Raw genomic sequence first — 11,550 nt, 5'->3', positions numbered from 1 at the left:
CTTCCTCCTGAGCACTATCAGGTTGGTTGGGGTTTTTGTTTTTTTAAACTATTTCTGTGCTATCTTTTGTTAAGAGGAAATCAAATTTCTTATCGATAAGGCTTTTCTTTAATTTTCACCCAAAATCAGTAAAATGCCATCAGCCCGTTCTACCAATCTCAAGAAGATAACCACCCACCAGCTTCAGGAAATGAAGAACAGGGGGGAGAAAATAGCCATGCTTACCGCCTACGATTATTCCATGGCCAAGATATTGGACGGTGCAGGCATTGACGTCATTCTTGTTGGGGACTCCGCTTCTAATGTCATGGCGGGCAACGATACTACTTTGCCCATTACACTGGATCAAATGATTTACCACGCCACAAGTGTGGTTCGGGCGGTGGTTCGGGCACTGGTCATTGTCGACATACCATTTGGCTCCTATCAGGGCAACTCCACTGAAGCGCTGCGATCTGCTATCAGGATCATGAAGGAGTCTGGTGGACATGGTGTGAAGATGGAAGGTGGCAGCGAGATCAAGGAAAGTATTGTGAGAGTGCTTAGCGCAGGCGTGCCAGTGATGGGGCACCTGGGTTTAACACCGCAGTCTATTTTTAAGTTTGGCACTTATACTGTTCGGGCCAGGGAAGAAGCTGAAGCGCAAAAGCTCATTGAAGATGCCAAGCTGCTGGAAGAAACAGGCTGCTTTGCCATCGTGCTGGAAAAAATCCCAGCCAAGCTTGCCAAAAAGGTGGCGGAAGCGGTGAGCATACCCATTATTGGCATTGGTGCCGGGCCTGATGTAGATGGTCAGGTGCTTGTGGTACACGACATGCTGGGGATCACCAAAGAATTCCAGCCAAGGTTTTTGCGCCGCTATGCCGACCTCGACAGTGTGATGACTTCTGCGGTGGAAAACTACATTGACGATGTGAAAAAGAACGACTTCCCAACGCAAGAGGAGAGTTATTAATTTTCATTAGATTTATAGTATGATATCAATAATATACCCTGAAGGAGACTACTCGTCTTCGGACTTAGCTATCAGGCTTCAAGCATTGGCGCAAAGCCAGGGTAAGAATACTATTTATGTTGTCCCTAAACACCTGGGGAGAAACCAGGAGGCAATATATAAGAAACTGTCCAAGTCAAGCACGGCTTTATTGTTAATGCATGACAAGACTGGATTGGACAAAGGGACAGAAGAAGAGATAAGGTATCTTCTAGGCCGCTCGAAAAACATCCATGCCATTTTGCCTTCGAATGTTGTACTGCCAAAGGATATTGAAAAGAAAATAAATGTTCTGCCCTATGGGGGAGGAACCAACAAGGCATTTGCCGATATTGTCCAGGAAACTGTTCGGCAACTGGAGCCAAAAAACGGTGCAAAGAGTGAAAGCGGGAATGACTTTGCAGTTCTTTTGGCCTTGTTGGCAATGGTTATTCTCTTTATCGGACTTTCGTCAGACGATGGGAATAAGTAGATATCGATCAATACTGTTAATTGATAATGACGTCTTAGTAAATCTTTCTTTACTTATTGAAGCTGGCAGAAAGGACAGCTTCATGAAAGTAATCTCATTTCTCGCAATTACTTACACTGCTATTTGGATTCCAGCGACAGTTAGATACGAGTTTCTCATTAAGCGCAGGGATAAGAAAAGAAACAGAGTTCTAAAATGGATAATGAAGGAATTTAGTGTAGTTACGCTGTGTCCGATCAAAGTGAGTAAAAAGGAAATAGAGATTTTCGTGGGTAGCAATGACGAGAATGCTGGCGAGGCTGATGCAATAATCCAATGTCAAAAGGCCAAATCGAGTGATAGCTTTGCCTTTTCTGATATTGTCTTCTTTTCAAATGACAAAAAGGCGTTAACCAGAGCGGAAGGCTTTGATATATCTCTTCTAAGATATTCAACTTTCAGAGAGAGAATGTTAGAAGCTGGAATAGAGATTCCCGTCTAAAGAAGGGATGAAGCCTCGTTTTTAGGTGTTGAACGTAATCAATCTCTAGCCTCCCTCAATGACATTAATCATAGATGATGCCCCTGCCTTTTTTCTCTTTCCCCTTTGATGTATATTGAATCAAAAACCAATCCTGATCTATGATTTTTTACATCATCATGGGGGCCGCTGTTGTCCTCTTTCTCTACACCATCAGTGTCTATAACCGACTTGTTAAGAACAAAAACATGGCTGAGGAGGCCTGGAGTGGCATCGATGTGCAACTCAAAAAGCGGTACGACCTGATTCCCTCCCTTGTCAATACAGTCAAGGGCTATGCCAGTCATGAAAAGGAGACGCTCGAAAACGTCATCAAATGGCGCAACATGGGCGTGTCGGCTAATACAGTAAAGGATCAAGAAAATGCTGAAGTGGGTTTGAGTGCTGTTCTCGGACGTCTGATTGCATTGTCCGAAAACTACCCTGACCTGAAAGCCAACGCTAATTTTCAAGACCTTCAAAAGCAGCTTTCGGAAATCGAAAACGCTATTCAGCTTTCACGCCGCTACTACAACGGCGTAGTGCGTGACCTCAACATAGCTATCGAGTCTTTCCCAAGCAACCTTGTTGCATCTTCATTTGCGTTCAGTAAAAAAGACTTTTTTGAAATGGATAGTGCCCAGCGGGAGGCCCCTGAAGTAAAATTCTGAACCATGAAAAACCTAATTGTATTTTTTTGTGCGAGCGTGATTTCGCTTGCTCTTGCCGCACAGGAAAGCCCTATTTTTGCTAATCAAGAGCGTATCATATCCTATGAAAGTGATATTACTATAAACGTGGATGCTTCCATCGATGTGGTGGAAACGATCAAGGTTTATGCCAAAGGCAATGATATAAGGAGAGGGATTTATCGGGCATACCCGACAGAATACACGGACAAGGATGGCTTTTCTGTTTCTATTGACTTTGAAGTAATGGAAGTGCTGAAGGACGGGGTGAGAGAGCCTTACCATACTGAAAGGGACAGAAATGGGGAAGTTGTTTATATAGGTCAGGAAAACGTATTTCTTGAGCCTGGAGAATACACTTACACCATTAAATACAGATCCGCAAAGCAGCTGGGCTTTTTCGACGACTACGACGAGCTGTACTATAATATAAACGGTACGGGCTGGATTTTCCCCATAGAAAAAGTTACTGCCACCATCCACTTGCCCCAGGGCGCTGATATAGTTCAACATAGCGGCTATACAGGTACGGAGGGTGCCGACGGCAAAGACTTTGAAGTTGTCGAAGGTGATGGAGAAATCACTTTTACCACCACCCGACCTTTTAGTGCCTACGAAAACTTAACCATAGCTGTCGCATGGCCGAAAGGAATCGTTACGGAGCCTGAGCGGCCGATGAAAGCGTTTTACATGTGGATGGCTGAGTGGTCAACCACTATCAGCGGAGGCGTTCTTCTTCTCTTGCTCCTCTACTGGTTCAGAGCCTGGCGCAAGGTCGGGATTGATCCGCCGAAGGGCGCTATCATTCCATTGTTTGACCCACCAAAGGACTTCTCCCCGGCAGATTGTTATTTTGTTTACCATGAGACGTACGGGCAGAAGGCGCTGGCAGCAGACATAGTCGACATGGGTGTGAAAGGACTGCTTACCATTGACTATAGCGATAAGAAATTTACGCTAAAAAAAGCGATGAATCCCGACTTAAAGTTGATTTCGGAGGCACAGAGAAAGCTTTTTGATAAGCTTTTTTCCAGCTATCGGACTGAAGTTGTGCTGGAACAGGCGAATCATAGTACCATCGGTAGTGCCGTGAGCGCCCACGAAAAGGCCCTGCGTAAAGAGCTCGATGGAATCTACTTCAAAATGAACAGAAGCTACATGTTTGTTGCATTCCTGATTACCTTTGTTGGCATGTTGGCACTTGTCCCCTGGGGACAGTTTGAGGCTGGGTTTATTGTTTTCATTTTGCCAATACTCAATCTCCCCATTGTTGGTCTTGTTGCAGGTACCATTAGCTGGTTAATGACTTATTTGGAAAGGAAATATGGGCTTGGTGTCTTCATTGCGCTGCTCATTATCACGTTTCCACTTCTTGGAGGTTACATGTATCTGGTGTACGCTTCGCTGATGGACTTGTACATCTTATTCATTGTGGTTGGCTTTATCCTTGCCAATAGCATGTTCATCTACCTCATCAAAGCTCCAACAGTCGAAGGCCGAAAAGTGATGGACCAGCTGGAAGGGTTGCGCCTTTTCATGAAAACTGCTGAAGAGGATAGATTCAACCGGCTCCAAAGCAAAGGGTCAGCGTTGGAGTTCTTTGAAAAACTGCTTCCCTTTTCCATTGCTCTTGGTGTGGAAAGCGAGTGGGGCGAGCACTTTGAGTCTTACCTGAAAGCCACATCGAACGATGGCATGGATTATCACCCAATTTGGTATCACAATGCCTCAATGAGACACTTCAGTAGCGGCACATTTAGTAGCAGCATCAGCTCGAGTTTGACCTCCAACATTAGTAGCTCATCCACTGCTCCTGGTAGTAGTTCAGGCAGCGGGGGCGGTGGCTCATCGGGCGGCGGCGGTGGCGGCGGCGGTGGCGGGGGCTGGTAAAGTCACTGTCGATCAACATAGCATGGTTAAATCAAATACCTTTCGTAATTGAGCTGGGTACACTATCGCCCTTTGGCTGTGAGAAATAGCAAAATTACTGTAATTTGGCGCCGCCGGAGGGAGGGTGATTTCTTCTTGCTTTCAATGGAATAATTTTCAAATGGTGAGTGAACTGAAAGTTATGGGAAAAACGGGATACTTCGGGTTTCGGCGATGTTCACTCGGCCGATTTTTCAATAAACAAGAAAACTAGCAATCATTTACATAAATCGCAGACCTAACTGGTCTTTTGAAACTCAGGAAACAAATGGCAAAACAAGGCAAGATCATTTACACCATTACAGACGAGGCGCCTGCATTGGCTACACATTCACTGTTACCAATCATTGAGGGATTTACGTCGCCAGCTGGTGTAGCAGTGGAGACGAGAGATATCTCTCTTTCGGGGAGGATTATTGCAAGCTTCCCGGAAAAACTGACCGAAGGGCAGCGGATCAATGATGATCTGGCAGAGCTTGGTGAACTTGCCAAAACACCGGAATGCAACATTATCAAATTGCCGAATATAAGTGCTTCCATTCCACAGCTGGTAGCCACGATCAAGGAACTACAGGCCAAAGGCTATGACCTGCCAGACTATCCTGAAGACCCCAAAAATGCTGAAGAGAAAAGCATTAATGTGCGTTATAATAAGATCAAGGGAAGTGCGGTCAACCCTGTGCTTCGTGAAGGAAACTCCGACAGACGTGCGCCACGGGCAGTGAAAGAGTACGCCAGAAATAACCCCCATTCGATGGGTAAATGGGAAGCAACCTCCAAATCGCACGTTGCTTCCATGACAGAAGGCGATTTCTACGGAACTGAGAAATCAGTGACCATGGATAAAGCAGACATCATAAAAATAGAGCATGTAGCTGCTAACGGTACCGTAACTGTATTGAAGGGAAAATTGGCCCTGCAAAAAAGCGAAGTAATCGATGCTTCTGTATTGAGTGCGAAAAAGCTCAGTGCTTTTCTGGAGGATGAGGTTGCTAAAGCTAAAAGCGAAGGAGTGCTGTTCTCAGTACACTTGAAAGCAACTATGATGAAGGTTTCCGACCCTATCATTTTTGGTCATGCAGTGTTTGCGTATTTCAAGCCTGTGTTTGAAAAGCATGCTGCCACCTTTAAAGGCCTGGGCGTAGACCCTAATAACGGAATGGGAGATTTGCTTGCGAAATTGCAAACCCTTCCTGCCGATAAGAAGGCTGAAATTGACGCAGATATAAAGGCATGCTACGATAAGCAGCCCCCTTTGGCAATGGTGAACTCTGATAAGGGAATTACCAACCTGCACGTGCCAAGTGATGTTATTATCGACGCCTCTATGCCAGCTGCCATTCGCACTTCCGGTCGGATGTGGGGGCCAGACGGTAAAGCAAAAGATACCAAGTTTGTGATTCCGGATAGGTCATATGCAGGTGTTTATGACGCTGTAATTGAAGACTGTAAAACGAATGGAGCATACAATCCGACTACGATGGGCAGTGTGCCAAACGTTGGGTTGATGGCTCAGGCGGCTGAAGAATATGGATCTCACGACAAGACTTTCCTGATCCCGTCGGCTGGAAAAGTAAAGGTGGTTGGTGCCGATGGTAATACCTTGATTGAACATGCAGTGGAAGCTGGCGATATCTGGAGAATGTGTCAGGTAAAAGATGCTCCGATTCAGGACTGGGTGAAACTGGCTGTGACTCGTTCCAGGCTGTCTGCTACTCCAGCGGTATTTTGGCTGGATAAAAAGCGTGCTCACGATGCCGAACTGATCAAGAAAGTAAATACTTATCTCAAAGACCATGACACAAAGGGTCTTGAAATCCAAATCATGTCACCGGTGGAAGCGACTAAATTCACTGTGGAGCGCATCAGAAAAGGGCTTGATACTATTTCTGTGACAGGAAATGTATTACGGGATTACCTCACCGACTTGTTCCCTATTTTGGAAGTTGGCACCAGTGCGAAGATGCTTTCTATCGTGCCGTTGATGAATGGTGGTGGACTGTTCGAAACAGGAGCCGGAGGCTCAGCGCCCAAGCACGTGCAGCAGTTCAACGAAGAAGGTCACCTGCGCTGGGACTCTTTAGGCGAATTCCTTGCGTTGGCGGCTTCATTGGAGCATTTGAGCATTGCCACAAGTAACCCTCGTGCGCAGGTTTTGGCAGACACTTTAGATGCCGCCACTTCCAAGTTTTTGCAGGAAGACAAGTCGCCCTCTCGTAACGTAAATGAGATTGACAACCGTGGCAGCCATTTCTACCTGGCCATGTACTGGGCAGAAGCTGTGGCCGCTCAGGATAAGGACGCAGAGTTGAAATCGATTTTTGCGGGTGTTTATAAGAGCCTCAGCGAAAACGAAGCCAAGATCAACAAAGAACTGTTGGCAGCCCAGGGTTCACCTGTTGACATAGGCGGATACTACAAGCCAGATGAGGCTTTGACATTTGCAGCTATGCGTCCAAGTGCTACGCTGAATGCCATTGTGGATAGCTTGAAGAAATGATCTGGTGTGGGGTTATTGGTTAAGGAGTTAGCCGACAATAAAATTTATACAGATGTCAGGATTATCTAAGGTTGATGATCCTGATTTTTTTGTTTCTGAGCCCCATGGATGATTTGTATTCAGAGAACAGAACGCATTCCTAATTGTTATATAAAAAACCGTCCTATGTTGTCGAGTTTTTTATTTTGTCAACCCTTTCGTATGTTGACGCATACTACTGATTGAGATGATTGAAAAGGAACTTCCGTTATTCCCTCTCAACCTCGTAGCCTATCCCGGCGAGGAGCTGAACCTGCACATTTTTGAGCCAAGGTACAGGCAGCTTATTACGGAGTGTGTCAATACCAACACTACCTTTGGTGTTCCGTCTTACGTTCTCAGCAAGATCGAGTATGGCACCGAAGTAAAAATTGTGAAGCTTGAAAAAACCTATGATGATGGCCGAATGGACGTTCGAACCGTTGGCATGGGTATTTTCAAAGTACTCGATTTTGTCAGTCCATGGCCAGGCAAACTGTATTCCGGCGGCACAGTGGAAATGATAAAGACCGACCACGATGGTGACGTAGTTTTACAGGAAGAGTTGTTTAAGCTGGCCAACGATCTGTTTGAGTGGCTGGGCATGGAGGGGCTCGTGAAATTTGATCAGAAAATGCTGACCTACACCATCGCTCACAAGATAGGCCTGAGCAAAGAACAAGAATACGAGCTACTGAAGACTACTTCCGAAAAGAAGCGGCAGGAGTTCCTCATTAACTACCTGAAGCTAACGATCCCCATCGTTAAGCAAATGGAGCAGGCCAAAGACCGCATTCGCCAGAACGGTCATTTCAAACACCTCGACGCTCTCGATTTCTAGAGTGTAACTTTAAAAGAAACGTCATGCCTTTTCCCCCAACCGGGCGGAGGCAGGCATCTCCCTTAACTCAAAACCAATTTGAGGGTGTCACTTTTCGAATTATACGTCACCGACAATCAGTTCAATGTTGGATTTTAGTGCATCATTGGTCAACATCAGTTACTTTAGCATAAAATGACCCTTATGCCCGAACTTTCAGGATTTGGCACCATTCTATTGTTTATCATAGGAGGCTTCGTCTTCGTGCTGCTTTCCGTAGGCTTTGCCATGCTGGTCAGGCCCAACAGACCCAATATCGAAAAGCTCACCACCTACGAATGTGGTGAGGATCCATCAACCAGTGCCTGGGGCAAATTCAACGTCCGATTCTATATCGTTGCACTTATTTTTCTCTTGTTCGAAGTAGAACTGGTCTTTCTTTTCCCGTGGGCAACTGTCTTTGGGCAAAAGGAACTCGTCGACGCTACCGGTGGGCTCTGGGGCTGGTTTGCACTTGGGGAAATGACGGTCTTTGTATTGATACTGGCACTTGGGCTTGTGTTTGCATGGGCCAAGGGATACCTGGAGTGGGAGAGGCCACTGGTTGAAGCTACCCGGATGGATTCAAAAGTGCCGAACGAACTATATGATGCAGTGAGCAAGAAAGTGAAGGAGACCCGAGTGGCAACAAACGTGGTCAGGGAGGAGGCTATATAATGGGACTACTAGACCAACAGTTAGGACAAGGCGGAGTGATTATCACCAGAGTGGATGACCTGATCAACTGGGCCAGGCTTTCATCCATTTGGCCCATGGGTTTTGGGCTGGCCTGCTGCGCCATCGAAATGATGGGCTCCATGGCCTCCAACTATGACCTCGACAGACTAGGAGTTTTTCCAAGACCTTCCCCACGGCAATCCGATGTAATGATAGTGGCGGGAACGGTCACCTTCAAAATGGCTGACAGGGTTCGCAGGCTTTATGAACAAATGGCCGAGCCACGCTATGTGATTTCCATGGGTTCATGCTCCAACTGTGGCGGCCCCTACTGGGAACACGGCTACCATGTAGTGAAAGGTGTTGATCGTATCATTCCGGTGGACGTTTACGTGCCCGGGTGCCCCCCAAGGCCGGAAGCATTGATTGGCGGTATATTGAAACTCCAGGAAAAAATAAGAGGCGAAAGCCTGATGGCACCTGCTGCATTGGAGCGGTTGATGAAGAAGAAAGCTGAGAAAGCAGCGCAGGCTTGAAATGACCCTCCAAGCGGCTCCCGGCCCTTGGAGCGGTTTGAGAGCATATATTACCTCAAATCTTATATTTTCGTAGATTAGCAGAAGGTACGGGTGTGGTGCCCACAGCGTTAGCTGGTGGCAACACACTACGTGAGACCAAAACGGCAAACAAAATGGCTGGAGAAAATCATTTAACCTACTTTAAAGTCGAGAACTTCAAGCGCTTCAAGGAGCTTGAGGTGAAGGACATAGGGCAGTTCAATCTAGTGCTGGGGGATAATAATGTAGGGAAGACGAGCTTTTTGGAGGCTTTGTTGGTTGACACAAAAAGGGGAGAGCGGTTTTTGTCGAATCTTCTTTATGCGTTGAAATATCGGGGAGTGGGTAATAGTTTTCCTGGGGGAGTTTTGTCTTTCTATCTGAAGAGAGAAGAAACGAAGGCCGATGTTAAGCCACTAGAAATTGATTTTTCAATTCAGTCGAAAAAGACGATTGTTGATCTCTCCAAATCGTTCATAGATTCCATAACGCTGGCATTTAGTTATGATTTGGAAAAGAACGAAATACGCTTCAGTCGACTTGATGACGCATTTGCTGTTCAAGCAGGAAAGAAAACAGATGAAGATATTAGACGAGAAAACACTTTTCCTAATCCAGGTAGTTTAAACCAGTTAATTGAGACTCATTTTGTTCCTTTTGTTTCATCATTTAATGGTTATAATGAAGAGTTAGTTGGTCACTATTCCAGGGTGTTAGAATATGACAAGGCAAAAAAGAAAGACTTCATTCATACAATGAAGAGGGTTTTGTATGATATAGATGATTTTTTCATCAATACAACTATGTCTAATCGTCCAATCATTCTTTGTGAGTTAAAAAGTGAGTCGGCAAGGATACCTTTGGCAATGATGGGAGAAGGCACCGTTAAATTGTTTCGAATACTTTCAACTATTACTCGTTGTCGAGCGGAGAGGTATCCACGATTGATGATTGACGAAATCGACACTGGCATTCACTACAGCCGGATGAAGGATTTTTGGAAGACCATTTTGCTGGCTGCTAAGGAAAATGATGTGCAGCTTTTTGCTACCACGCACAATGAAGAATGCATCAGGTACTTTATTGAAGCTCTGGAGGAGATTGAAAAAGAGCAGCCGGGATTTCAGAACTTGGGAAAAGGCATCAATCTTTTTGAGGTGCCTGAAAGTAAGGACATCAAGTCAATTACCTACTCATTTAGTGAGTTTGAGCATTCCTTTTTAGCTGGAAATGAACTCAGAAGATAATGTCTGCCGTAACAATTTTTGTTGAAGGGTCAGCCGATGCAAAGTTTATTAAGGATCTGGTGGCGAAATACTATCAGATAGATTTGATAATAAAAGCTGATGTCCAGTTTTTCAAAGGAAAGGACAATTGGTATAATATTGCACCAGACTTCAGGAAGAGCACACTCGAAAATAAGACCAATCTTCTAATTTTTGATGCTGACGATACACAGGCTATCAGAAGAGAAGGGATTTTGGCGAAAGGGCAGGAGTTGGGTCTCTCCTTTGAGGTATTTCTTTTACCGGATGGTAATGGATCAGGCGACCTTGAGTCACTTTTGGAAATGCTTATCCCGGAAGCAAAGAAATCGATTATCCATTGTTTCGAGTCATATGAAAGTTGCTTAGCCGGTTTGAACTTCGAAGTCTTTCCAAACGACAGAAAGACGAAAATTTATGCCTATGTGAAGTCATTGGCATGGTTGAAAAAGAAAAGAGATGATCCTGACCCCGCAAAGGAAGGGAATCGAGATTATCTTGACGACGATATTTGGGATTTGGACAATAATGCGCTTTCTCCACTTTTGAATTTTTTATCCCCATATTTCGAAAACCAATGACCCACACCGACATTAAATCTCTCATTGAGGCTGAATTTGGTACCTCATCTGTACTGGACGCCATCGAAAACGCTACCCCAAAGGGCCTTGTAGTGTCTGTAGAAAAGCTTCAGGATATATGCCTTTTTCTTCGTGACAATGAGCAAACCTATTTCGATTCACTCTCCTGCCTCACAGCCATCGATAATGGCGTGGAGGCCAATACAATCGAGGTGAATTACAACTTGTATTCCATTCCTTATAATGTTCAATTACTCCTGAGGGTAATTGTTGCCAGAAACGAAGAAGGAGCAGAGTTGCCAATGATCCCTACGGTTAGCGATGTTTGGAAAACAGCAGAGTGGCATGAGCGGGAAGCTTTTGATCTTGTCGGAATTACTTTCGAAGGTCATCCGGACTTGCGACGCATACTTTTGCCTACCGACTGGAACGGCCATCCGCTGCGAAAGGATTATTCGACCCAGGAATACTACCACGGAATGAAAGTTGACTACTAAAGAGAATCAAAA

General features: G+C 45.3%; 12 protein-coding genes. All 12 read left to right on the top strand.

The features are described 5' to 3' along the window. Positions 1 to 133: 133 nt before the first annotated feature. Positions 134 to 955 (top strand): 3-methyl-2-oxobutanoate hydroxymethyltransferase, encoded by an 822-nt coding sequence (gene panB / locus RIF36_RS05415; RefSeq protein ID WP_350078221.1) that lies wholly within the window; start codon positions 134 to 136, stop codon positions 953 to 955. A gap of 19 nt (positions 956 to 974) precedes the next feature. Beyond that, on the top strand, positions 975 to 1,466 hold the full coding sequence (locus RIF36_RS05410; RefSeq protein ID WP_350078219.1) for a hypothetical protein: 492 nt from the start codon (positions 975 to 977) through the stop codon (positions 1,464 to 1,466). An 82-nt stretch (positions 1,467 to 1,548) separates the two neighbouring features. Continuing rightward, positions 1,549 to 1,947: a hypothetical protein gene (locus tag RIF36_RS05405; protein WP_350078218.1), complete on the top strand. Its 399-nt coding sequence runs from the start codon at positions 1,549 to 1,551 to the stop codon at positions 1,945 to 1,947. A 140-nt stretch (positions 1,948 to 2,087) separates the two neighbouring features. After that, positions 2,088 to 2,636, top strand: a complete 549-nt coding sequence (locus RIF36_RS05400) for a LemA family protein (protein ID WP_350078216.1) — start codon at positions 2,088 to 2,090, stop codon at positions 2,634 to 2,636. Positions 2,637 to 2,639: 3 nt separating this feature from the next. Then, positions 2,640 to 4,544: a DUF2207 domain-containing protein gene (locus RIF36_RS05395; protein WP_350126030.1), complete on the top strand. Its 1,905-nt coding sequence runs from the start codon at positions 2,640 to 2,642 to the stop codon at positions 4,542 to 4,544. Positions 4,545 to 4,851: 307 nt separating this feature from the next. Beyond that, positions 4,852 to 7,083 (top strand): NADP-dependent isocitrate dehydrogenase, encoded by a 2,232-nt coding sequence (locus tag RIF36_RS05390; RefSeq protein ID WP_350126027.1) that lies wholly within the window; start codon positions 4,852 to 4,854, stop codon positions 7,081 to 7,083. A 226-nt stretch (positions 7,084 to 7,309) separates the two neighbouring features. Further along, positions 7,310 to 7,942 (top strand): LON peptidase substrate-binding domain-containing protein, encoded by a 633-nt coding sequence (locus RIF36_RS05385; protein WP_350094474.1) that lies wholly within the window; start codon positions 7,310 to 7,312, stop codon positions 7,940 to 7,942. Between the two features lie 183 nt (positions 7,943 to 8,125). Beyond that, positions 8,126 to 8,638 carry an NADH-quinone oxidoreductase subunit A gene (locus RIF36_RS05380; RefSeq protein WP_350076078.1) on the top strand — a complete coding sequence of 171 codons (513 nt, stop codon included), beginning with the start codon at positions 8,126 to 8,128 and terminating at the stop codon, positions 8,636 to 8,638. Then, complete coding sequence (gene nuoB / locus RIF36_RS05375; RefSeq protein ID WP_350119005.1) at positions 8,638 to 9,174, top strand: NADH-quinone oxidoreductase subunit NuoB; 537 nt, start codon at positions 8,638 to 8,640, stop codon at positions 9,172 to 9,174. The genes RIF36_RS05380 and nuoB overlap by 1 nt, the downstream gene beginning before the upstream one ends. Positions 9,175 to 9,329: 155 nt before the next feature. Next, on the top strand, positions 9,330 to 10,442 hold the full coding sequence (locus tag RIF36_RS05370; protein ID WP_350126024.1) for an AAA family ATPase: 1,113 nt from the start codon (positions 9,330 to 9,332) through the stop codon (positions 10,440 to 10,442). Further along, positions 10,442 to 11,041, top strand: coding sequence for a DUF3226 domain-containing protein (locus tag RIF36_RS05365; protein ID WP_350126022.1), 600 nt, complete (start codon positions 10,442 to 10,444; stop codon positions 11,039 to 11,041). The genes RIF36_RS05370 and RIF36_RS05365 overlap by 1 nt, the downstream gene beginning before the upstream one ends. Then, a complete protein-coding gene (locus RIF36_RS05360) occupies positions 11,038 to 11,538 on the top strand; it encodes an NADH-quinone oxidoreductase subunit C (protein ID WP_350126019.1) in 501 nt (166 codons plus the stop codon). The genes RIF36_RS05365 and RIF36_RS05360 overlap by 4 nt, the downstream gene beginning before the upstream one ends. The last annotated feature ends 12 nt before the right edge of the window (positions 11,539 to 11,550 follow it).

Origin of the sequence: Imperialibacter sp., assembly GCF_040222815.1 — a bacterium.
Lineage (GTDB): Bacteria > Bacteroidota > Bacteroidia > Cytophagales > Cyclobacteriaceae > Imperialibacter.
Note: the sequence above shows the minus strand (reverse complement) of the source record. Positions and strands in the feature narration are given on the sequence as shown.